Source organism: Xanthomonas sp. BRIP62409 (assembly GCF_003992965.1).
GTDB classification, from domain to species: domain Bacteria; phylum Pseudomonadota; class Gammaproteobacteria; order Xanthomonadales; family Xanthomonadaceae; genus Xanthomonas; species Xanthomonas euroxanthea.
This window is the reverse complement of sequence record NZ_QEZJ01000022.1, coordinates 277,496-299,076: the sequence shown is the minus strand read 5'-3', so window position 1 is coordinate 299,076 and position 21,581 is coordinate 277,496. Positions and strand designations below refer to the sequence as shown.

The 21,581-nt window shown below is 64.8% G+C and carries 19 protein-coding genes; all 19 read right to left on the bottom strand.

From position 1 onward, the window contains the following. Complete coding sequence (gene fliF / locus EO170_RS14205; RefSeq protein ID WP_126945808.1) at nucleotides 1–1,731, bottom strand: flagellar basal-body MS-ring/collar protein FliF; 1,731 nt, start codon at nucleotides 1,729–1,731, stop codon at nucleotides 1–3. Between the two features lie 13 nt (nucleotides 1,732–1,744). After that, the gene (fliE, locus tag EO170_RS14200) at nucleotides 1,745–2,116 is read right to left on the bottom strand and encodes a flagellar hook-basal body complex protein FliE (protein WP_006449786.1); all 372 of its coding nucleotides are present in this window, start codon (nucleotides 2,114–2,116) and stop codon (nucleotides 1,745–1,747) included. 506 nt (nucleotides 2,117–2,622) lie between these two features. Then, nucleotides 2,623–6,132 (bottom strand): glycosyltransferase, encoded by a 3,510-nt coding sequence (locus EO170_RS14195; protein WP_126945847.1) that lies wholly within the window; start codon nucleotides 6,130–6,132, stop codon nucleotides 2,623–2,625. A gap of 212 nt (nucleotides 6,133–6,344) precedes the next feature. Continuing rightward, the gene (locus EO170_RS14190; RefSeq protein WP_126945805.1) at nucleotides 6,345–7,112 is read right to left on the bottom strand and encodes an FkbM family methyltransferase; all 768 of its coding nucleotides are present in this window, start codon (nucleotides 7,110–7,112) and stop codon (nucleotides 6,345–6,347) included. Further along, nucleotides 7,109–7,858, bottom strand: coding sequence for a 3-deoxy-manno-octulosonate cytidylyltransferase (locus tag EO170_RS14185; RefSeq protein ID WP_126945802.1), 750 nt, complete (start codon nucleotides 7,856–7,858; stop codon nucleotides 7,109–7,111). Before EO170_RS14185 ends, EO170_RS14190 begins: the two co-directional genes overlap by 4 nt. 43 nt (nucleotides 7,859–7,901) lie before the next feature. Beyond that, a complete protein-coding gene (locus tag EO170_RS14180) occupies nucleotides 7,902–9,176 on the bottom strand; it encodes a hypothetical protein (protein ID WP_126945799.1) in 1,275 nt (424 codons plus the stop codon). Nucleotides 9,177–9,454: 278 nt separating this feature from the next. Then, a complete protein-coding gene (locus EO170_RS14175) occupies nucleotides 9,455–10,978 on the bottom strand; it encodes an FkbM family methyltransferase (protein WP_126945796.1) in 1,524 nt (507 codons plus the stop codon). Beyond that, nucleotides 10,975–11,598, bottom strand: a complete 624-nt coding sequence (locus tag EO170_RS14170; RefSeq protein WP_126945794.1) for a UDP-3-O-(3-hydroxymyristoyl)glucosamine N-acyltransferase — start codon at nucleotides 11,596–11,598, stop codon at nucleotides 10,975–10,977. The genes EO170_RS14175 and EO170_RS14170 overlap by 4 nt, the downstream gene beginning before the upstream one ends. Beyond that, nucleotides 11,588–12,733 carry an aromatic ring-hydroxylating dioxygenase subunit alpha gene (locus tag EO170_RS14165; RefSeq protein WP_126945791.1) on the bottom strand — a complete coding sequence of 382 codons (1,146 nt, stop codon included), beginning with the start codon at nucleotides 12,731–12,733 and terminating at the stop codon, nucleotides 11,588–11,590. Before EO170_RS14165 ends, EO170_RS14170 begins: the two co-directional genes overlap by 11 nt. A 13-nt stretch (nucleotides 12,734–12,746) precedes the next feature. Beyond that, the gene (locus EO170_RS14160; protein ID WP_126945788.1) at nucleotides 12,747–13,391 is read right to left on the bottom strand and encodes a NeuD/PglB/VioB family sugar acetyltransferase; all 645 of its coding nucleotides are present in this window, start codon (nucleotides 13,389–13,391) and stop codon (nucleotides 12,747–12,749) included. Further along, complete coding sequence (locus EO170_RS14155; protein WP_126945785.1) at nucleotides 13,388–14,125, bottom strand: SDR family oxidoreductase; 738 nt, start codon at nucleotides 14,123–14,125, stop codon at nucleotides 13,388–13,390. Before EO170_RS14155 ends, EO170_RS14160 begins: the two co-directional genes overlap by 4 nt. Next, a complete protein-coding gene (locus EO170_RS14150; protein ID WP_126945782.1) occupies nucleotides 14,122–14,886 on the bottom strand; it encodes an SDR family oxidoreductase in 765 nt (254 codons plus the stop codon). The genes EO170_RS14155 and EO170_RS14150 overlap by 4 nt, the downstream gene beginning before the upstream one ends. Continuing rightward, entirely contained in the window at nucleotides 14,883–15,923 is a 1,041-nt protein-coding gene (locus EO170_RS14145) for a ketoacyl-ACP synthase III (RefSeq protein ID WP_104582691.1), read from the bottom strand. Before EO170_RS14145 ends, EO170_RS14150 begins: the two co-directional genes overlap by 4 nt. Before the next feature lie 5 nt (nucleotides 15,924–15,928). Next, nucleotides 15,929–16,153 (bottom strand): acyl carrier protein, encoded by a 225-nt coding sequence (locus EO170_RS14140; protein WP_104582690.1) that lies wholly within the window; start codon nucleotides 16,151–16,153, stop codon nucleotides 15,929–15,931. 64 nt (nucleotides 16,154–16,217) lie between these two features. Beyond that, nucleotides 16,218–17,327: a DegT/DnrJ/EryC1/StrS family aminotransferase gene (locus EO170_RS14135; protein ID WP_126945779.1), complete on the bottom strand. Its 1,110-nt coding sequence runs from the start codon at nucleotides 17,325–17,327 to the stop codon at nucleotides 16,218–16,220. A gap of 118 nt (nucleotides 17,328–17,445) precedes the next feature. Beyond that, nucleotides 17,446–18,930 carry a sigma-54 dependent transcriptional regulator gene (locus tag EO170_RS14130; protein WP_126945776.1) on the bottom strand — a complete coding sequence of 495 codons (1,485 nt, stop codon included), beginning with the start codon at nucleotides 18,928–18,930 and terminating at the stop codon, nucleotides 17,446–17,448. Continuing rightward, on the bottom strand, nucleotides 18,927–19,307 hold the full coding sequence (locus tag EO170_RS14125; protein WP_104582687.1) for a response regulator transcription factor: 381 nt from the start codon (nucleotides 19,305–19,307) through the stop codon (nucleotides 18,927–18,929). The genes EO170_RS14130 and EO170_RS14125 overlap by 4 nt, the downstream gene beginning before the upstream one ends. A gap of 8 nt (nucleotides 19,308–19,315) precedes the next feature. Beyond that, nucleotides 19,316–20,716 carry an RNA polymerase factor sigma-54 gene (rpoN, locus tag EO170_RS14120; RefSeq protein WP_104582686.1) on the bottom strand — a complete coding sequence of 467 codons (1,401 nt, stop codon included), beginning with the start codon at nucleotides 20,714–20,716 and terminating at the stop codon, nucleotides 19,316–19,318. A 224-nt stretch (nucleotides 20,717–20,940) separates the two neighbouring features. After that, nucleotides 20,941–21,573, bottom strand: a complete 633-nt coding sequence (locus tag EO170_RS14115) for a response regulator transcription factor (RefSeq protein ID WP_003482986.1) — start codon at nucleotides 21,571–21,573, stop codon at nucleotides 20,941–20,943. Between the last annotated feature and the right edge of the window lie 8 nt (nucleotides 21,574–21,581).

Below are 21,581 nucleotides of genomic sequence, written 5' to 3'. Positions count from 1 at the left end.
TCAGGCTTCACTGGCGACCCATCCCTTCACGACTTGTGCGACACGTTTTGAATCGGCTTTGACTGCTTCGCGTGCGAGGCGCATGCGTTCTTCGTAGGCGTCCGGCAGCGCGATCGGGGTCTTGCGGTCCTGACCGAGCTGGGCGGTGTCCTCTTCCAGGCGCGGCATCAGGTCGTCATCGTCGACCATCCGCACGTCGGCGCTCTGCGGAGTGCCATCGTTGCCGCCCTTGGCCTGCTTTTCCTTGATCGCGGCCACGCCGGTGAGCTGGCGCAGGGTGGGGCGCACCACGCCGAACAGCAGCGCCAGCACCACCACCGCACCGACCAGCAGGCGCAGACCGTTCTGCACGCGCGGGTCTTCCCACCACTTCGGACCTTCCTCGCCGGCCACCGCTTCGCGCACGAACGGGGCGTTCATCACCGACACCGTGTCGCCACGGGCCGCGTCGAAGCCCACCGCCTGCTTGACCAGGCCCTCGATGCGGGTGAGCTCGGCGGCCGTCAGCGGCTGCTCGACCATCTTGCCCTTGGCACCGGGGCGCGGGACGTTGTCCAGCAGCACCGCCACCGACACCCGCTTGATGCGGCCGGCCGGCTGGCGGGTGTGTTGCAAGGTCCGGTCCAATTCGTAATTGCGGGTGGCGCTCTTGGAACTTTCGGTCGGCGCGGCCGCTGCGGCGGCCTGGCCATTGGCAGCGGCCGGGGTGCCCGGTGCGCCGGCAGTGGCGTTTGCGGCCGGCGCCGGCGGCTGGCCGGGGCTGTTGCTGGTGGCGCCCGGCGGGCCCTGCGGGCCGGTGGCGCTGGTGCTGGTGTCGCTGACCTGCTCGCTGCGCAGCTTGGCCGGCTCGCCGTTGTAGAGCTCGCGGGCTTCCTCGACCACCGAGAAGTCCATGTCCACGCTGACTTCCGGGTTGACCCGGCCCGGGCCGGTCATCGGCTCGAGCAGCTCGCGGATACGCTGGTTGTAGGAGCTTTCCTGGCGACGCACCTGTTCGAACTGGGCGGCGTGCTGGGCGGCGTCGCTGTTGGGATCGGCGATGGAGAGCATGCGGCCGCTCTGGTCGACCACGGTGACGCGCTCGGGGGTCATGTCCGGGATGCTGGAGGCGACCAGGTTGACGATGGCGTCGACCTGGTTGCGTTCCAGGCCCTGGCCGCCGCGCAGCTCCAGCACCACCGAGGCGCTGGCCACATCACGCTGGCGGGTGAAGGCGCTGGGCTTGGGAATGGCCAGGTGCACGCGGGCTTCGCGCACCGGGCGCAGGGTGCCGATGGTGCGCGACAACTCGGTTTCTAGGGCGTGCTGGTAGCGGGCGTTTTCGACGAACTGGCTGACGCCGAAGCCCGGGTCCTTTTCCATCAGCTCGAAGCCGCCGCCGGTTTCCTTGCCGGTCAGGCCGGAGCCGGCCAGCTTCAGGCGGGCGTCGTACAGACGGTCCTGCGGCACCGAGATGGCACCGGTGTCCTGGTCGATCTTGAACGGGATCTGCGCGGTGCGCAGCAGGTCGGCCGCTTCGGCATTTCCCTTGTCGTCCAGGCCGGTGTACAGCGACTGGTAACCGGGTTTCTGCGACCAGAAGAACACCGCCAGACCGGCCGCCACCGCCACGGCGATCATCGCCATCATGGTCAGCTTGCGGGTGATCTGCAGGCTGCGGACACGGTCGAACCATTGCCCCGCCTTTTCGGCGTTCTGGTTCATGTTTTCTTTGGTGATCGCGAGTGCCATGTGTCGTCAACCCTTACAGCGGCATGTTCATGACGTCCTGATAAGCCTGGACGAGACGGTTGCGGACTTCCACGGTGGCGCGGAAGGCCACCTGGGACTGCTGGGAGGCGACCATGACCCGTGCCAGATCGGCGCTGGGGTCGCCCATTTCGAAGGCCTTGGCCAAGGCGCCGGACTTCTGCTGGGCCTCGTTCACGCCGCCGATGGCGCCGCGCAAGGTCTCGCTGAAGCTCGGCGCCTGGGTGGCCGGCGTTCCCTGCGTGCCGGCCAGCCCCTGGATCTGGTTGCCGCGCGCCGCATCGCCCACCGCGCCCATCGGGCCTTGGCCCATCTGCGTCTGGTAGCTGCGGATCTGCGAGAGGATGGAGGTAACGGAGTCGCTCATGGGTGCGGTCAGCCAGGGAGGCATCCACACCAATGCAAGCGGCGTGCCGAAACTGCGCCGGGATTCCGGCGCGGGGCGCTCCTGAGGTGTCTGTGGTGATCGCGTCGCAGCGATTCCGGCCCCCATCCGCCCTTCGGGCACCTTCCCCCGCACGCGGGGGAAGGGAGCCGATGGTGGTCAGCTGCAGTGCGCGGACAGATCACGCGCAGCCAATGCTTTCCCTTCCCCCGTCACGCGCAGCCAATGCTTTCCCTTCTCCCGCGGGCGGGAGAAGGTGGCGCGTAGCGCCGGATGAGGGCGGCACTGTCAATTGCCACGCCGCTGCATGCATGGCAACGCGCGGACTGGCGTGTGGTCGCACGCCCCCATCCGCCCTTTGGGCACCTTCCCCCGCACGCGGGGGAAGGGAGCCGGCAGGCGACCAGTTGCAGTGCAACCGACAGCTCACACGCAGCCAGGCATCCGTTCTACCGCAAGCGGGAGAACGCTGAGGCGGCGTGCCCGCGCTAGTCGGGCAACCAGGCCGCCCGCCAGGTGTCCAGGTTGCTGCCACGCAACATCCAGTCGCGGCGCACCACGTCACGCAATGCCGCGCCTTTTGCCGCCGAAGCGGCCGGGTCGGCCAAATGCTCACGGATCGCGCCGATCCAGTCGCGGTAGCGGTTCTTCACCAGGGTCACCGGCAGGCCGCCCTGGTAGCAGCGCACGTCGCTGGCGATGACCGGGTAGCCGCAGGCGCCGTACTCCAGCAGGCGCAGATTGCTCTTGCACTCGTTGAACAGGTTTTGTTCCACCGGCGCCAGCGCCAGGTCCAGATCCAGCGCCGCCAGTGCGGCCGGGTAGTGGTCGATCGGCACGCCGGGCTGGAACTGATGGATGTGCTGGCGCAGCGCGAACGGGTACATCCCCATGAACACCCATTCGACCTCGTCGGCCAGCTCGCGCACCACATCGGCGATCAGTTCCAGGTCGCCGGTGTGGCTGGCGCCGCCGGCCCAGCCGATGCGCGGCTTGCCGCCCTGGCGTTCCTTACGGTCGGAGCGCGCGGGCAGGTGTTCCCACCAATGCGGCGGCAGGCGGTTCTCGGCCACGCGGATGTCGCTGTGCAAGCCGGCGAATGCCTCGGCCAGCGCCTGGGTGGACACCACGAAGCGGTCCACCATGCCCAGCCCACGCCGCACTGTCTTGAGGATGTCCTTGGGCATGTGCTCGCGATGCGCATTCTTCAGCGGCAGGTTGGGCAGATAGTCGTCCAGCTCATAGACCTTGAACGCGCGCGACAGCGCCTGCATCCGTCGCATCGCTTCCAGTCGCGGTTCGCCGACCTGGCGTTGCAGGATCACCACGTCGGGATCCTGACGCGCCAGCTCGCTGATCTCCAGATAGCCGTTGAACAGCACGCCTTCGACCATGCCGGCCTCGCGCAGGGCGCGCAGCGGCTGGATCACCCGATAGTGGCCGCAGCCTTCGACATCGGCGGGCAGCGCGATCATCGTCGGCAGCGGTCGCCACGACTGCAATGGCCGCCAACTGGCGCGCGGGTCGGCCAGCTGGAAGCCGGCGCCGGGATCCAGCGAGAAGCCCGGGTTGTAGGCCGGGTCGTTGGCCATCACCGGTAGCCAGCGCGCATACATCGCTTCTTCGTCGAGTGCGGTGGCGGGCGTTGCGTCGGGAGGATCGATCAGCAGCTGCGCGCGCGCGGCGTAGACATTGAGATAGCCTGCCTGCTGCAGGCGCAGGCACAGATCGACATCGCTCCATTGCGCCAGCGCCGGCTCCTGCGCAAAGCCGCCGGCGTCCAGGAACAGCTGGCGCGGCAGCATCAGGCATTCGGCACTGAGCGCGCTGTAGTTCTGATCCAGCTGCAGGCGTTGCAGATAGCCGGAGTCGTCGAACGCGGCACCTTCGAACGCGCGTGCTGCCGGTGCCCCCAGGCCCAGCAGCAAGCCGGCGTGATGCACGGTGCCATCACCGCGCAGCAGCTTGGCGGCCACCGCGCCGACCTCCGGGCGCAGCGCGTGGTTGAGCAGCTGCGCCAGCCAATCGGCCTTGATCGCCGCGGCGCCCGCTGCCAGCCACAACAGCAGCTCCCCACGCGCCTGCCCGGCCGCAGCATTGCAGGCCGCCTCGCGCGAGGGCGCACCGTCGAAGCGCAGCACGCGGATCTGCTGCAGGCCAAGGTTGTCGATGCCCGCCAGCCAGTCGCGCAGGGCCGGCTCGGCGCTGTCGCCGCGATCCAGCAACAGCAGCTCGTAATGCGGGTAGCCGGTATTGGCGAGCACGCTTTCCAGGCAGCGCTGCAGCTGCGCCAGGCGGCCATCCACCAGTACCAGAATGCTGACCAGCGGCTGCTGTGCATGGCGGTAATCCACCGCGTGCCGGCCGGGGCCGTTGCTTTCCACCACCGCGTCCACGTATCCGCGCGCGGCAAGATGGCGGCTGATGGCGCGCTGCTGGTCTTCGTCGCCATGCCGCGTGCTGGCCGATGCCACCAGCAAGGGTTCGGCGATGTGCTGGATGCAGGCCAGGCCGTAGCGTTCGACCAGCCCCAGTTGGTAATCCAGTTCGAAGGCGTCGCCCGTTCCAGCTGGAAAACCGCCATCGGCAACCAGCGTGGGGTGCCGGAACAGCCAGTGCCGCGACACCGTCGACGGCGCACTCAGCAACATGTCCAGGTATAGCCCCGGCCGCATCGCCAGCCCCAGCTGGCCACCATCCAACGCGACCACTTCATCGGCGTAGATGGCCTGACACGTGTCCGGCAGCGCAAGCATCTCCAGCGCCACGACCAGCAGGCCGCTGGCGGTGAACAGGCTGCCGGCCTCGACCAGCAGTACCCAGTCGATGGACTGTTGTGCGGCGATGGTCCGGTTGAGCGTGGACACCAGCCCGTCCGGGCCGACCAGCACACCGCGCTCGCCGTGCTCGGCGGCCTGCTGCGGGGAGCTGCTGAGCACCCAGGTCTGCTGATTCGGATAACACGCCACCGCTGCCAGGCTGGCCTGGGTTGCGGCCACCGCTGCCGCGTCGCCGTCGCTGTCGACCACTATCACTGCGATCTGCGGGCCGCCCGCATGCGCCTGCAAACGCGCATCGATCAAGGCGCGCTGCACGGTGCTGGGATGACGCACCCCCAACCAGGTGGCCGGCGACACGCGCTCGGCCAACCCCGCGCTCTGCATCAACGCATTGACCAGGTCCACCGACTTGAACACGCGTGCCTTGTGCGGGCTGAGCGGGGCGACGCGCACCTGGCGGTTGTCGCCACTCTCGCGCCGCCAGCCCAACTGGCGGATGCCCTGGCGCAGATCTTCGTGGCCCTGGTCGCCGACCCCGACCTGATCGCGGCCGGCCTGACTGAACTGCGCGCTGGACACGCGAAAATGCGTGAGCGGGCTGGACAGCAAGGCCAGGTTGCCGTGACGCAGCAGCTTGACGTAGATCGCCAGGTCGCCCACCCAGTGGATGGCCTTGCCATTCAACATCATCAGCTCGCCACCCAGCGCCGCCAGTTCGGCGCGCCGTGCAAGCACGCAACTCGGCTCGCCGATGAAGTTGATGGCATGGTCGGCCAGGAACGACACCAGCTCCGGCCCGTCGATCAGCACGTCCTCGCCGAACGGAAAGCTGGTGGCCAGGATGTCGGGCAACGGCGCACCGTCATCGTCGATCCGCAGCCGGCGCGAGGACGCCAGCGCGGTGCCGGGGTTGCGCTCCATCGCCGACACCAATTGCGCAATGCAGTCCGGCTGCAGCACATCGTCGTCATGCAGGAACTTGACGTACTCGCCTTGCGCCAGGCCGATGCCCTTGATGGTGCTGCCGAGTTCGCCCAGTCGCGCCGGATTGCGGTGGTAGCGGATCGGGAAGGGAGCGCTCGCCAGGCGCGGCGCCAGCACAGCCTCAATCGCGCCATCGCCATTGTCGTCGCAGATCACCAGCTCCAACGCCGTGTAGGTCTGCGCCAGCACGCTGTCCAGCGCCTGCGCGACATAGCGCGGCTTGTAGGCCGGCATGACGATGCTCACCAGGGCGTTGGGCGTCATCGGCGATCGATTGGCTTGAACAGTCACAGGTGGATCCAAGGCGCGGAACGGGGGAGGGCGGAGCGCCCCATCGTGCGCCGGTAGATAGCGCACCTGGGTGGGGTTCAACCTAGCCGGTCATGCAATAAGCGTGCCGTCGGTGGTGCAGTGGCAACCTGACCGGCAGCGGCACGCAGTCGCCCTTAGGGCTGAGGACGATCTCGCGGTTGTGCTGAGTCTTTGCGATACACCACCTCGATCCAATCGGTACGCAAGCTCTTTGGGTTCTTCGACAGTTTGGCGATGTCCCACAACGAAAAGCCGGCCGCCTGCATCAGGTTGACCACGTCGACGAAGCTGTTGGTCTTGCCGTAGAAATCGTAAAGGCCGATCTCGATCACTGCGCAGTCGGTGTGCTGCAGGATCGCAGTTGCACCCTCCAGCACCTGTCGCTCGAACCCCTGCACATCGATCTTGAGAATATGTACCTGGGCGATCCCCAGCAAGACGCAGGCATTGTCGAGGGTGGTCTTGCTGACCACAATTTCCTCATTCGTCGCCTGCCGCGCATAGCCGAGCGAGTCGGTGGAATCCGCGTTGATCGGCAGCAACCCGCCCAGGTGCGAGATACTCTGCCGGTAGTAATGACCGACTTCTTCTTTCTCGCCCAATGCAACGCACATGGTGGTCGTGCCGAACTGTGCAGCCACTTTTTCCAGCTCGGCAAAATTCTGCGGATCTGGCTCGAACGAATACATCTGGCAATCCGGATAGATCGACTTGAAGTGCCGGATCGACTCGCCGCGATGCGCACCCACGTCCAGCACCACCGGCGCGTCGGTCTTCAGTAACTGGTCGAAGAAGCGACGTGGCGAATACGCCTGGGCATGCGCCTGGTTTCTGAGATCGGATGTGCCGCAGATGGGCGAATGCATGCCGGGCTGCGTGTCGGACGTCTTATCCTGGCTCATGGCGCGTTCTGCTCGCCGAGCTGCATCATGCGCAGTGCCGCTTCCACCCGCATTACATCAGCCGGCGTATCCACCGCGATCGACTGGTTGCTCATCTGCACCATGCGCACTTCGAAGCCCAGTTCGAGAAAGCGCAGGATCTCGATATCCTCGATTTCTTCCAGGGGCGTCTTGCAAGACACCGATGCAAACGCCTGCAATGCCTGCCTGGGAAACGCATAGGCGCAGACCTGCCGCCAGGCGTGCCGGAACTCGCCTTGCTTGGTGACCGGGATTGCCGCGCGCGACATGTACAGCAAACGCCCATCCGGGCGAACGACCACTTTGGGCACGCTTGGATTACGGAACTCGTCGATGTTGGCGACCGGGCAGTAACCGTTGATCACATCACCCGGCGCTGCTGTCGCAGCGTCTATCAGCAGGCGTAGGTCTTGTGGATTGAATAGCGGATCGTCACCCTGCACATTGATGTAGGTGTCCACGTCGAGCTGTTGTGCAACTTCGGCAACGCGATCGGTGCCGGTCAGGCAGGCACTGGAGGTCAGCAAGGTGCGGATGCCGGCCTGCTCGCAGGTACGTTGAATCACATCGCAGTCGGTGGCGACCAGAATCTGCTCGGCCGGCGCCGCCTTGGCGCATTGCTGATAGGTGCGCACGATCATGGGCACACCGCCCAGTTCGATCAACGGTTTTCCGGGCAGGCGCGAAGAGTCGCGTCGCGCGGGGATGATGATGGCGTAAGTCATAGAAGCCTCCTGGCAACCGATGGCGTTGAGTGGCGAGGGCGGCTCAGCCAACTCTGCCTTGCCAAAAATCGGTGGAGTTGAGCTCCAGCCGGCTGACTGCCTCGGCAGCCTCAAGTACCGCATCGGTGTCAGTGAACAGCCGGTTCCACAAGTCCGTCGAGAAACCGTAGCTGTTGTCGCGTGCTACATTGAACAACGACACGAGCTTCAATGACGTCCAGCTCATCTGTGGCTCCAATGCCAGCAGACGGGACTTTGCAAAACGGTAGCTATCGACCAGGGTCTCGGCCGGAAATCCGAGCTGGCGTGCGTAGCTCTTCCACAACGACGATTCGAAGGCGTATTGGCTCAGCTGTTGAAAATGCCGATCGGGTGCAAGTTCGTTCATTGGAGAAAACTCGTCGTCCGCATAATTCGCCGGTCGCGGATCCTCTGGCATCGACCACAATGCCAGCATGTCCTGCGTCCTGCCAAGCATGGCTTTCTCGGTGAACAGGAACGGGATGTTTCGAAACCCTGCTCCCAAAGAAATTGCGATTTTTCCTTGATTGCGTTTGCCTCTGAAATGGACATTGATGGCGTCGTGCGTTGAGCCGGTCAGCACGTTGTCGCTACGGCAACGCACCGCAAACGCGATGCCTTGCTCGGCCAAATGCTCCACGCCCAGACGTGCGGAACGCAGCACCGCATTGCGGTAGTGCAGGCCCAGATTGTCCGGCTGAGGCACCAGAATCAGCTTATCCAGCCAGGGCCTGCAGCGGTCCAGTAGCGCACTTGGTTGGTGGTCCCAGGTCACCATGCACTGGTACGCCCAAGGGAAACGCAGACGATTCCAGGCCAGCACCAGGGGCGTAAAGTCGAACGCTAGCCCCTGCACGAAGATGCCGGTATCCGGCTTGGTCAGTTGTCGCGACAGTTGCAGCTCGGGCAACAGGCGCGAGAAATCCTGCAATTCCTGCAACAGTGCAACGCTGCCCTGGCCGTATTCGACGGCACGTACCGTGCGGAAACGGCCATGTGCCTTTGCAATCTGGTTCATCACCTCTGCGGCGTGATTGGAGAAGATGACGATCAGCACATCATCGACCGATTCCTCCTCCAGTGCCGAAGGTGGTCTGACCGGCAGGCCATGGACAGTTGTGCCCTGATTCTCCGGCCGCGGGCAGATGGTGTACTGCAAGTTCAACTGCTGGGCGATGGCTGGATAGAAATCACGGAAAAACTGTCCTGCCCCCCAGCCGATCAACTTGGTGCTGCGCAGATTCAGTCCTGGATATTTGATCGTGGCTCGCTCGATCGAGCCGACTGCTAACGCCATGACAGGGCTTCCTTATGTACTTTGCTGGTCTTATCAGTGTCATTGAATTCGGAGATGCTGTTGTTCTTCGTCGAGCAGCATCGCGCCGATTGCGATTGCGATCATCCAGCGCCATGTCACGATCGAGTCGGCGACATGGCGCTGGGCGCCTGACGGATGCGGCGTAGGCGGTCATCGTCGGACAAAGCGGGCCGCGCACATCGCGACGATTTTTTAAGCCCCCCGCGTTGCGGGCGTCAGTCATCGCTCCATCTCTCAAGTCGTGAGTTTCCCCGGGCTTACTCCGCCCAGGGCGGCGGTGCGGCACCGGCCACGGGCGATGCATACAAAACGAGGTCGTAGTAGTGGCCGGGAGAGTGCTGGCGTAGACGGAAGTGATAGCCATCGACCAGTTTGTCCAGTTGCTCCACGATATCCAGCAGATCCTGGGCGTAGTGGTATACACAGATGGCCATGCGGGGGCGCTGGGTACGGATGAGGTGAGATGCGCCTTCCAGTGCCCTGGCCTCGAACCCTTCGATGTCCAACTTCAGTAGGGTGAGCTTTTCCAGCTCGTCGTCCAGGCGTGTCGTAGCCACGGAGATTCCGCCATTTGGCGATACATGGCTGGAAACGGTGCCGGTCTGCTCGAAGCGCAGCGTCGTCTGTTCGTTGGAGATGGCTTTCTTTATGGCCCTGAAGTTATGCGGGGGAAGGGGGAGGGTGCTGGCGATGCCCTCCAATTTCTGGAAGTTGATGCTATCGGGTTCAAAGGCGGTGATGCTTTCATAATGATGGCGGGATGCTTCCAGAAACTTGTGCACGATGGGGCCCTGGAAGGCACCGCCATCGCAGAAATGTTCACGCCGACCCAGCTGGAATGTGCTGCTATCGGCGTATGTTGAAAAGTACTCGTTGATCGGCGTCGCCCAGCAATCCAACAGGAGGCTGGAGTTGTAGGTCAGGCGGAACAACAGGTTGCTGTAGAGCGTAAAGACGCTGAGATCGTCGTCCAGTCGATCGGCAAGACGCAGGAATTCGTCCAGGCGCGCAAGCGTCCGCTGACGGTATACCCGGGCAGGCTCGTATACGGCGGGCAGCCCACAGTGCGCAACGGCCAGGCAGGCATCCACCCTTTCAATGCCTGCTTGTTCGCAGAGCTTGCGGGCAAGGCCCGATTCTGCAGGGCTGTAGGAAAAGTCGATGGCCAATGCCTGGGGATGCTGGGCCGCTTGTTCAATGAACTGGCGCGAGCTCCAACGCGGCACGCCATGAACGGTGTCGCTGTCGCTTGGCTGGTCATCGACGGCGGCAATGACATGGCTGGAGCGCTGGACGATTTTTGGGCCATAAATCTCGCCAATGCCCGAGCGCGGATGGAGCAGAAAGAGGGGGCGTTGCTCGAAGCGTGGGATCAGCGGATCCAGGCAAGGCGCAATGCTCAGTTGCTCGATGCCCGCGCTGGTACAGAGGTCATTTGCAAACGCCCGACCGCGCGGGCTGCAAGAGAAATCGATAGCGATCGCATCGGCGTACTGCCCTGCCTTGGCAAGGAATTCCTGACTACTCCAGCGCGGTGCGCCGTGAATGCGGTCCAGGTGGATGCTTTGGTCATCAATCGCGGCAACCACATGGCGCAGGTCGGCAACGACGCTGGGGCCATGCACCACGCCAGCATAGGACTCGGGAGCGATGAGGAATGCAGGGCGGCCGGCAATCGCGGGCAGGCGCGCGATGACATCTTCGAGTACGGGGCGCTCCTGCTCCGCAATTCGGAGAATCTGTTGGCGAAGCTGCTCATTTCTTGAGCTCATGAACGTCATCTCTCGTAGGTGTGAATAGGGGCGTCGTAGCGGGCGTCGAAATAGGTCTTGGCAGGTACGTCCTCGCAGTAGACGCGCGGCCAGCCAAGTTCGCAGCTTCGTCCCACCTTGACGCCACCGCGCACGATGGCGCCAGTCCGCAGGATGCTATTGCCGCCGATCTCGACGCCCGCGCCGACGTGCACACCGTTCTCTATCCAGCATGACGATTTGACGCGGCATGCCGGTCCGAGGTGCGCGCCGGCATGGATGACGGTGTTGTAGTCGATCCTGCACCCGTGCCCGACGACGGCATGGGCACCCACGAATGCGTTGAGTCCGATGACCGTGTCAGCGCCGATGGTTGCGCTGGGGTGGATGAAGGGCTCCAGCTTGAAGCCACGTTCCATTGCTGCCTGCATCAATTCCATGCGCTTGAAGTTGCCGAAGCGTTCGTCGAAAGCCACAAACATGGCCCCTTCGGTCGGATTCAGCCCATCCAGCACGCCAAGATCGAACTCGTGTCCCGCGTCTTGTGGCATGTCGACCCTGATGACCGTCTCGTCCTGCCGCGTCTGCTTCCAGGCATGAAAGGCCAGGTCGAGGTAGTCGCTGCTGCCGATGATCCACCTAGATTTCATGTTCGGTCTCCATCAGCGTCGTGTACCAGCGTTCGACCAGGCGATTCATGGATTCATAGGCTCCCTGGGTAGGTAGCGGAGCGTCTGTGTGCAAGGCCGCCTGCACCCGCTCCATAATGTCCACGTCTTCGCCTACCACCACCTTGCTGCCGTGCATCTGTGCCAGTAGCACTTGGCTGGAGGAACCGTAAGGCTGTTTCCTGCGTGCGCTAAACCAGTAGATTTCCAGGTCGGTCTGGTCCGGCGCGACGGGAATGTGGTGTTCCAGGGTGAAGGAATAGCCGCCGTTAGCACTGGCGATATGCAGGTTTGGGAAGGCAAGCCAGTTGAAGTAGGCGTCCTGCTTGCCCCAGCGTTCCACTTTCTCGTGCCAGCCAAAATGCTGAAGGCTGGGGATGGCGGCTTCCGGGCCGCCGAAACTGAAGCGGCGCATCTCACGCCTCAAGGCAGCGGGCGAGCTGTCTCGCAACGCTTCCATGGACTCCCTGGCTTGTTCCTCGTTTACCTCGGGAGTGAAGCTGACGCTCTTGGACAGTGTCTTGGGGTGGACGAAGCGCGGGTGATTGGCATCGCGAAGATTTTCGTAAGCGAGTTTCCAGTTGTACCGGCCACGCCACGTGGTCACCATGACCTCGGTGTCATAGGCATTGGAACTGCTTTCCAGCAAGGCGATGAAGTCTGCCGAAAACTGTTCCTCGATCGGCATCGGGTCGGGATCGAGGTTGACGAACAGCAGGTTGCCCACCTCGCGCAGGGCGAACTCCCGCAATTTCAGGCCGCGTCTTTCTTCCTCGTCGAAGCCATACACAGCCGCGCATTCGGGGATGTTCTCAACCCGACCGTCTGCGTCGTACTTCCATGCATGGTAGGGACAGACCAACGGGCGCTTTCCCACCGCAGTGGTCTGCAGCAGCGCGCTGCGGTGCAGGCAGACGTTCTCGAACGCGCGCAGGCGGCCCTGGAAGTTCTGGATCAGCACCGGAATGCCAGCGAGCCTGCGGGTGATGAAGCAGTTGTTGTCGGGCAGCAGCGTCTTCAGCCCGGCAAACAACCAGGCCTTGCGAAAGATCTTGCGCTGTTCGCGGGCGAAGATGTCCGTCGACAGGTAGTAGCTTGGGCGCATTCGCGATCGCATCGGCGCGGCTTCCTCAGGAATCCTTGTGGTAGATGACCCGGGCCGGGTTGCCGAACACGCTGGCGCCGGCCGGCACGTCCTTGACCACCACCGCGCCGGCACCGACCACGGCGCCGACGCCAATGTGGATGCCGGGCAGGATGGTGGCGTGCGGGTGCACGATGGCGCGCTCACCGATCCGCGCGCCGCCGCCGATGAAGGTCATCGCACCGATCTGCGCGTAGTCACCGACATGGACGTCGTGCCCAAGCATGGTGTTGGCATGCACATTGGCGAAGTCGCCCAGCCACACGTCGGGGCTGAGCTGTACGCGATGGCACAGGAAGCAGCCGTGGCCGATGCGCACGCGCGGGCTCAGGAATGCACCGGTGAGGACCGGAATGAATTGCGCGCCTTGCGCCAGCAGCGGCTGCGCATAGCGCTGGCGCGCATGCGGATCGCCGATCGCGCAGACGAAGCGCTCTTCGTCCCGCGGCTGGTACGCGAGCGGGCTGCCGACGATGGCCAGATCGCAGCCGTGGCCGTCCAGCATCTGCGGGCGCGTGTCGAGAAAGCCCACCGGACGCCACTGCGTTCCGCACGCCGGATCGCCCTGCATCTGCGCCAAGACCTCGCGACCCCATCCGCCGGCACCGATGATCAAGACCGGATGGGTCATAGGATCGAGCCGCCGTCCATGACCAGACTGGTCCCGGTGACCCAGCGGCTGGCGTCGGCCAGCAGGTAGATCGCGGCGTTGGCGACGTCCTGCGGCTCGCCCAGGCCCAGCGGATGCCGCGCCTTCTGCGCCTCGAGTTGGGCGGCGCCCCACATCGGCGTGACCACGGCCGAGGGGGAAATGCCGTTGACCCGGATCCTGCGCTTTGCCTGTTCGAGCGCCAGGCACTTGATGATGCCGATCAGGCCGGCCTTCATCGCCGAATACGGCCCCACGCCGCGCGTGCCAAGGTGCGCGGCAGTGGACAGCATGAACACGATCGAGCCCTGCGGGGCGATGGCGTTTGCCTGCAGCAGGCGCTGCGTCAGCATTACCGGAGCGAGGAAATTGACCGTGTACATCTCGGTCATCGCCGCCTCGGTCAGCTGCCGGATCGGGCAATGCTTCTGCATGCCCGCGCAGTGCACCACGCCATGCACCGTCGCGCCTGCCGAGACAACCAGCGCCTCGCGGTCGGCGGCGCTGGTCAGGTCGCCGAGCACGCCGACATGGCCCGTGCCCTGCAACTGCGCCTGGGTCTGCGCGAGGCGGTCCGTGTCGCGGCCGGCCAGGATGATGCGGGCGCCTCGCTGTGCGCAGGCAATGGCGATCTGCCGGCCGAGCCCCGACGACGCTCCCGTCACCAGGATCGTCTTGCCCTCAAGCGAGAACGCAGTGCGTGCCGGTGTAGTCATGCGTAGATATCCATCGGCACCGTGAGGCCGCCGTCCACCACGAAATAGGTACGCGTGATCCAGCGGCTCGCATCGGCCAGCAGGAACGTGGCGGCGTAAGCGACATCCTCCGGCTCGCCCATACCCAGCGGTGTCAGTTCGAACAGCCCTTCCATGTTGCCGCCGCTGCCCTGCAGGCCGTCCAGCAGCGGTGTGCGCACGTAGCCCGGGGCGATACAGTTGGCACGGATACCGTTCTTGGCAACTTCCTGCGCCAGCGATCTCATCATGCCGAGCAGGGCACTCTTGCTGGCCGCGTACGCGCTGCTCGCCATTGGCCCGATGTGCGAAGCGACCGAAGCGACGAACACCAGCGAGCCGTTTGCGGCGATGCGCTTCTTTGCCAGCAGGCCGCGTGTCAGCAGCATCGGTGCGAACGTGTTGCTGGAGAAGATGGTGTCCAGATGCGCCCGGTTGACCAGGCGCAGCGGCACCAGCCGGGAGATCCCGGCCGCATGTGCCATCCCGTCCAACACGCCGACCTCGGCGACCAGACGGTCGATGTCCTCCTGCCGGTCCAGGTCTGCCGCGATTGCCATGTGGCCGTCGCCTGGCAACGCCTCCAGGGTCGACGTCAACCGCACACGGTCACGTCCGTTGATCACCAGCTGGGCACCCAGCTCGGCGCAGGAAATCGCGATCTGGCGGCCGATACCCGAGGAAGCGCCGGTGACGAGGATGCGTTTGCCGGCAAGCGCGAAGGGGTCGGGAGCAATGCTCACGATTCGATGAGATCTGGAAAAGTGGCCCCTTCGATGTCGAGCAGGCAGGTGCCCCACGACAGCCCGATGCCGAAGCCGCATAGCAGCACGCGCTTGCGCCCTGATTCCAGGTCCTTGTTGATGCGTGCGGTCATGGTCACCGGCAGCGAGGCGCCGCTGGTATTGCCGAAGTCGCGCAACGTCGAGGGCACCTTTTCCACCGGCAGGCCGAGCTTCTTGCGGATGGTCTCATTGATCATGCGGTTGGCCTGGTGGAACACGAAGTAATCGATCTCCTCCTTGGACACGCCCGCATACTCAAGCAGCTTCTGCACTGCCGGCGGGATGCGCTGGGTAGAGAAGCTCAGCACTGCCACGCCGTCCAGGATCAGGTCCACGCCACGCTTCCAGGCACCATCCGCCTCGTCGCGGTACGGCACCAAGTGCTGGATGCCGACCGGTTCGCGGTGGCCGCCCACCGGCAGGATGATCGCCCTGTAGCCGCTCCCATCGCTGTTGAGGTCGAAATGCATCGGCGGCGCGTCGGCGCTGAATTCCAGCGCGGTGGCGGTGCCGGAATCGGAGAAGATCGGGTCTTCCAGCGTGGCACTGCGGTCACCGACCAACAGTAGCCCTTTTTTGACGCCGCCGGCGGCGATCATCGAGCCGAGCAGGTTGATGCCGAACGGGTAGGCCGAGCAACCCAGGTTGACGTCGAAGGCAACCGTGGCGTGCGACAGCCCCAGCCGGTCCTGCAGGATGATCGCGGTGGCCGGGATCGGATAATCCGGCGACTGGGTCACCACGATCAACGCATCGATCTCCTCGCGCTTCCACTGCAGCTTTTCCAGCAGCACTTGCGTCGCATCGAAGGCCATGTCGGAAAAGCACTGCCACTCCGACGCCATGCGGCGCGTCTCGATGCCGATGTTGCGCACCAGCCGCTCGCGCTCGGAGCGGATCTGCGGCCGGCAATCGGTGAGATTGGACACGACCCGCTTCGGCACGCAGGTCGCCATGCCGGCGAAGCGGACGTTGTGCAGCGTGGAGGTCGGCATGCTGCTTACGCCTCGGTCAGTTTGTAGAGATCGCCGACGGTGACGGCGGCGGTCAGGTCCTCGCCGGTGATGGTCTTGCCGTACTCCATGTCGAACATCACGATCACGCCCAGTGCGGCCAGCGAATCCCATTCCGGGAGTTCGAGCAGCACGGTGTCGGCGGTGACCTCGACCGGCTCCTGGAAGTCGGTGGCGGCGATGAAGTTCTCGATAAACGTTGCCTGGGTCATGCGATCTCGCCTGGTTGCCTGTTGAAGATGCGGGAGTCTGAAAAAAGCGTGGAGCGGGTTGCCGTCATGTCGCCTGTTGCCTGGCGATCAGATCGGCAATGGTATCGACCTGGTCGCGGGTCAGGCCAGGAAAGATCGGCAGGCACAGTACCTGTGCGGCCACCGAGCGCGCGACCGGCAGCCGTGCCGGCGCCGAGGAGGGCAGGGCGCGATACATCGGGAAATCACTGATCAACGGATAGAAATAGCGCCGTACCAGGATGCCGTGCTCGCGCATCAACTGATACAGCGCATCGCGCGACAACGGGTAGTCGTCCTGCACCAGGATCGGAAAGTACGCGTAGTTGGCACTGGCATGATCTGGCCGCGCCACGCAGCGCACGCCGCGGACATCGCTCAGGCGCTGCCGATACTGCGCGTCGATGGCGCTGCGCTGGGCGATGGCATGGTCGATGTGCTTGAGCTGCAGCAGGCCGAAGGCCGCGCTGATCTCATTCATCTTGCCGTTGATGCCGGGTGCCACCACCGTGGTCTCATCGACGAAGCCGAAATTCTTCAGATGCCCGATGCGCTGGTAGGTGCGTTCGTCGGGGCAGACGATGGCGCCACCTTCGAAGGTATTGAATACCTTGGTGGCGTGGAAGCTCAACGCGCTCAGGTCGCCGTGACGCAGGATCGAGCCCCCCTCGTCGCGCACCCCGAACGCATGCGCCGCGTCGTAGATCACCTTGAGGTTGTAGATGTCGGCGATGCGGGTGATGGCGGTGGTTTCGCAGGCAGTGCCGTAGCAGTGCACCGGCATGATGGCGGTGGTCTGGGGGGTGATGGCCGCCTCGATCTTGGACGGATCCATGTTGAGCGTCACCGGGTCGATATCCACGAACACCGGCGTGATGCCTTTCCACAGCAGCGAATGCGCAGTGGCCACGAACGAGTAGGGCGTGGTGATGACCTCCCCAGTGATGCGCAGCGCCTGCAGCGCTGTGATCAACGCGGTGGTGCCGTTGGTGAGCAAGGCCAGGTGCGGCACACCCAGGTACTCGCACAACGCGCGTTCGAAGGCGTGATGCATGTCACCGCCATTGCTGACAATGCGGCTGTCCCAGATCTGCTCCAGGTAGGGCAGAAATTCTTCCAGCGGCGGCAGCAGCGGGCTGGTGACGGGGATGGGCATCAATGCCTCGGCAGGTGCTGGTGAATGTCGGGATTGCGCCGCAGCCGACAGCTGCGGACGGTGTGATCCTGCTGAAGCAAGTGCCGTGCCAGCAAGCGGGGCCAGGAATGCGCCCCGCTCAGTTCGCCAGCTCGGTCTGCTCGCGATCGATGCCGTACTTGCGCAGCTTTTCCACCAGCGTGGTGCGGCGCAGGCCGAGCAGCTGCGCTGCATGTGCCACCACGCCCTGGGTGCGTTCCAGCGCCTCGTTGATCAACGCCAGCTCGATGTTGGCCATGTGGCCCCGCAGGTCGATGCCATCGTCAGGCAGGCTGGAACTGGTCGCCGGCTCGGCATCGGCGGTTGCAGGCTGCAGGGTCACCACATTGCCCGGCAGCGCGACGGCTTCGACGGGGGCGGCAAACAGTGCCGGCTCCGGCACGGGCTCGACCGCAATGGCCGAGGCAAAATCACCGCGGTAGCGTGCCGGCAAGTCCTGCACGCGTACCAAACCGCCTGGATGCAGCACCGCCAGGCGCTCCACCAGATTGGTCAGCTCGCGTACGTTGCCCGGCCAGTCGTAGCTGCGCAGCGCCTGCAGGGCCTCGTCGGCAAAGCGCACTTCGCCGCGTCCGGTGCGTGCCAGTTGCCCGGCGATGGTCTGCACCAGCATGGCCAGGTCGTCGACGCGTTCCCGCAGTGCCGGCATCTCGATCGGGAACACGTTGAGGCGATAGAACAGGTCCTCGCGGAACTGGCCGTCGCTGATGCGGGTTTCCAGGTTGCGGTGGGTCGCGGCGATCACGCGCACGTTGCAACGGATGGTCTGGCCCCCGCCGACGCGCTCGAAGCTGCGCTCCTGCAGCACGCGCAGCAGCTTGACCTGCATCGGCAGGCTCATGTCGCCGATCTCGTCCAGCAGCAGGGTGCCGCCCTCGGCCATTTCGAAGCGGCCCTTGCGGGTGCTCAGCGCGCCGGTGAAGGCGCCTTTTTCGTGGCCGAACAGCTCGCTTTCCAGCAGGTCCGGCGGGATCGCACCGCAGTTGATCGCCACGAACGGTCCGTCGCGCCGTGGCGAATGCTGGTGGATGGCGCGTGCCACGACCTCCTTGCCGGTCCCCGATTCGCCCAGCACCAGCACCGTGGTGTCGAAGGCGGCCACCTGGTCGATCAGGCGGCGCAAGCGGGTCACCGCCTCGCTGTTGCCGGTCGGGCCGGTGTCCTGCTGCACGCCGGCCTGGTGCTCGGCATCCAGGCGCTTGAGGCTGGCACGGCGCAGCAAGGCTTCCAGCTGTGTATGCCGCAGCGGCGTGTCCAGCGTCCAGACATTGGCTTCGTGCAGGCCGTGGGCCTGCGCAAACGCGCTCGGGCTGCCTTCCATCAGCAACACCGGTGGCGGCAGCTTGGCATCGGCCAGCCAGTCGAAGAACTTGTCGGCCTGTGCGGCATCCTGCGCCGAGCCCACCATCACCGCCATCCACTCGTCATGGCGATGGCGGCCAGGATTGATGTCGGCGCCGTCGGTGACCCAGCGTGGATTGAAGTCCATGAACTCGAGCAACGAGACGGTGCGCTCGGCGCGCACGGCATCGCTGTCGATCAACAGAATGCGGGACTCACTCATTCCTGGCTCCTTACCGTCAGGCCCTCCAGGATTGGCATGACTTCCTGGATATAGGACAGCTTGCTAACAAAATTGTCAGCACCCGCGCGAAGAGCGTGTTCACGATGCTCTGCATCGTCGAAGTGGCTCGCGATGACAATATACGGCGGATCGTCCTGCGTCTTGATCAGACGCGTTGCCTGCAGCCCGCCCATCTCCGGCATGGCCAGGTCCATCAGCACGACATTGGGGCGCAGCGACTCAGAGCGCTCGATCGCTTCCAGTCCATTGGCGGCACTGCCCACGATATCGAGCCACTCCACTTTGCGAAAATGACGCATCGCAGCGTTGATGAAGCCCTCGTGGTCGTCGACCAGCAGCACGGTGAGTTTGCTCATAGTAATCCTTATCCTGCCCGGGCAAGCGGCGGTTTGTTGGTGCGGCGGCGCTCGCGTGCCGGGGCGATGTCGAGTTGTTCGCGGTACTTGGCCACAGTGCGACGGGCAATGTTAACGCCCTGGCGCGACAACAGCCCGGCGATGGCTTCGTCGGCCAGCGGCCGGCCGGCCGGCTCGCTTTCGATCAGCCGGCGCACCATCGCCTTGACCGCCTGGCCGGAAACGCTGGCACCTTCCAGGCGCACCGCAAAGAAGTGCTTGAGCTCGAAGGTGCCGCGCGGGGTCTGGATGTATTTGCCGGTGGTAATGCGCGAAATCGTCGATTCGTGCATGCCGATCTCATCGGCGATTTCCTTCAGCGTCAGCGGTGCCATCGCTTCCTCACCGCGCACCAGGAACGTGGCCTGGCGTTCGACGATGGCGCGCGTGGCACGCAGCAGGGTCTCGTAGCGCATCGACAGCCCGCGGGTCAGCCAGCGCGCTTCCTGCAGCATGTCGCGCAGCGGCTGGGCGGCATCGCCGGCCTCGGCCAGTGCACGCTCATGCACGGGATTGATGCTCACCCGATGGGTGGTGGCCGGGTTCAATGCCACCCGCCAGCTGCCGTCGGCATGCCAGGCGAGCACATCCGGAATCACGCTGGCGTTGCTTTCCTGCAGCAGGTCATCGCCGGGGCGCGGTTGCAGCGACAGGATCAGCCGGACCGCCTCGCGTGCATCGTCCACTTCGGCATCGTGTGCGCGCGCCAGCAGCGGATAGTCGTGGCTGGCCAGCAGGTCCAGGTCGCCGGCAAGGATGCGCGCGGCCAGATGACGCGCCGGCACACGGCCGGGCAGGGCGCTCAGCTGGGCCTGCAGGCACTCGCGCAGGTCGCAGGCGGCCAGGCCGGCCGGGTCGCCGTGCAGCAGGCGCTGGCGGACCGCTTCCACTGCCTGCACGGTCATACCAAGACGGGTCGCGCCGAGCTGCTGCAGCGTCGCCAGGGCCTCGGTCAGATAGCCGGCGTCGTCGGTCTGCTCCAGCCAGAACGCGGCGGCCCCCAATGCGGCCTCGTCCAGGTCCAGCGCCAGCTCGCGCAGGATGCGCACGTGCGGGTCGGTGGATTCACCGGCTGCCACGCGCTGCATGCGGTCGTCGTCGCCATCGTTCCAGCTGCTGCTCGGCACGTCCCACATCGTGCTTTCCGGCAGTTCGTCGAAGGCGGCGACATCGGAGGCGCCATCGTCGCTGCTCGCGACGGCGTCGCTGTCGGCCAGCTCTTCCAGCTCCAGCAGTGGATTGGTTTCCAGCGCGCGACGGATTTCCAGTTCCAACTGCATGCCGTCCAACTGCAACAGACGGATCGACTGCAGCAACTGCGGGGTCAGGTGCAGTTGCTGGCCAAGCTGGGCGGAAATGGTCGTCTTCATCGAAGCGCTTCCGGAAGGCGCCGCACGTGGCAGCGATGGAACGCATCTTGCAGGACAAGGCGACGGGTTTCTAATCAGGGAATCGCGTGAGGCAATTCGTGATTTTCCTGACAGCGCGTGGGGAATTCCCTGACGTACAAGACGGACTCAAGCGTGCTCGCCGGAATCCCGTCACTGTTTTGTTCGCTGGCGGCCGTTTCCGGTCATCGCCCGGCGGCCGGCGCTCAGACCAGTTCGTTGTGATGCTTGGCCGCCAGCAACACCAGATCGTTGGCACGCCGGCAACCGAGCGATTCCATCATGCGCGCGCGGTGGGTCTCCACCGTCTTGACGCTGATGCCGAGGTCGGCGGCGATTTCCTTGTTGCTCTGGCCGCGGCCGATCTCGCGCAGGATCTCGCGCTGGCGCGGCGACAAGGCGGCAATGCCGACCGGTTTTTCGCGGCCCAGCATCGGCGCGATCATCTTGGACGAAATCTGCGGGCTCAGGAACACCTGGCCGGCCGCCGCTGCACGCAGTGCCAGCTCCAGCTCCAGCGGCGCGGCATCCTTGACCACGAAGCCGACCGCGCCGCGATCCAGCGCATCGCGCACGTGCACCGGGTCGTCGTGCATCGACATCATCACCACGTGCGTACGCGGCGCAGCGCGCAACACATCGGTCATGGCATCCAGGCCGCTGCGGCCGGGCAGGGACAGATCCATCAACACCAGATCAGGCCGGTGCAGGGATGTCATGTCCAGGGCTTGCTGTGCGTTGCTGGCCTCACCCACGACATCGATGCCGGCGAAGGTTTGCAGCAGCCTGGACAAGCCGGCACGGACAAGGGTGTGATCGTCGACGATGATGACTCGCACGGCGCAGA

Excerpts from the sequence above, each read along its gene's own strand:
- EO170_RS14185 (WP_126945802.1), bottom strand. The coding sequence starts at position 7,858 with ATGACTTACGCCATCATCATCCCCGCGCGACGCGACTCTTCGCGCCTG.
- rpoN (WP_104582686.1), bottom strand. The coding sequence starts at position 20,716 with ATGAAGACGACCATTTCCGCCCAGCTTGGCCAGCAACTGCACCTGACC.
- fliF (WP_126945808.1), bottom strand. The coding sequence starts at position 1,731 with ATGGCACTCGCGATCACCAAAGAAAACATGAACCAGAACGCCGAAAAG.
- EO170_RS14130 (WP_126945776.1), bottom strand. The coding sequence starts at position 18,930 with ATGAGTGAGTCCCGCATTCTGTTGATCGACAGCGATGCCGTGCGCGCC.
- EO170_RS14145 (WP_104582691.1), bottom strand. The coding sequence starts at position 15,923 with ATGCCGACCTCCACGCTGCACAACGTCCGCTTCGCCGGCATGGCGACC.
- EO170_RS14155 (WP_126945785.1), bottom strand. The coding sequence starts at position 14,125 with ATGACTACACCGGCACGCACTGCGTTCTCGCTTGAGGGCAAGACGATC.
- EO170_RS14160 (WP_126945788.1), bottom strand. The coding sequence starts at position 13,391 with ATGACCCATCCGGTCTTGATCATCGGTGCCGGCGGATGGGGTCGCGAG.
- EO170_RS14195 (WP_126945847.1), bottom strand. The coding sequence starts at position 6,132 with ATGCCGGCCTACAAGCCGCGCTATGTCGCGCAGGCGCTGGACAGCGTG.
- EO170_RS14190 (WP_126945805.1), bottom strand. The coding sequence starts at position 7,112 with ATGAGCCAGGATAAGACGTCCGACACGCAGCCCGGCATGCATTCGCCC.
- EO170_RS14135 (WP_126945779.1), bottom strand. The coding sequence starts at position 17,327 with ATGCCCATCCCCGTCACCAGCCCGCTGCTGCCGCCGCTGGAAGAATTT.
- EO170_RS14165 (WP_126945791.1), bottom strand. The coding sequence starts at position 12,733 with ATGCGATCGCGAATGCGCCCAAGCTACTACCTGTCGACGGACATCTTC.
- EO170_RS14180 (WP_126945799.1), bottom strand. The coding sequence starts at position 9,176 with ATGGCGTTAGCAGTCGGCTCGATCGAGCGAGCCACGATCAAATATCCA.
- EO170_RS14170 (WP_126945794.1), bottom strand. The coding sequence starts at position 11,598 with ATGAAATCTAGGTGGATCATCGGCAGCAGCGACTACCTCGACCTGGCC.
- EO170_RS14140 (WP_104582690.1), bottom strand. The coding sequence starts at position 16,153 with ATGACCCAGGCAACGTTTATCGAGAACTTCATCGCCGCCACCGACTTC.
- fliE (WP_006449786.1), bottom strand. The coding sequence starts at position 2,116 with ATGAGCGACTCCGTTACCTCCATCCTCTCGCAGATCCGCAGCTACCAG.
- EO170_RS14175 (WP_126945796.1), bottom strand. The coding sequence starts at position 10,978 with ATGACGTTCATGAGCTCAAGAAATGAGCAGCTTCGCCAACAGATTCTC.
- EO170_RS14125 (WP_104582687.1), bottom strand. The coding sequence starts at position 19,307 with ATGAGCAAACTCACCGTGCTGCTGGTCGACGACCACGAGGGCTTCATC.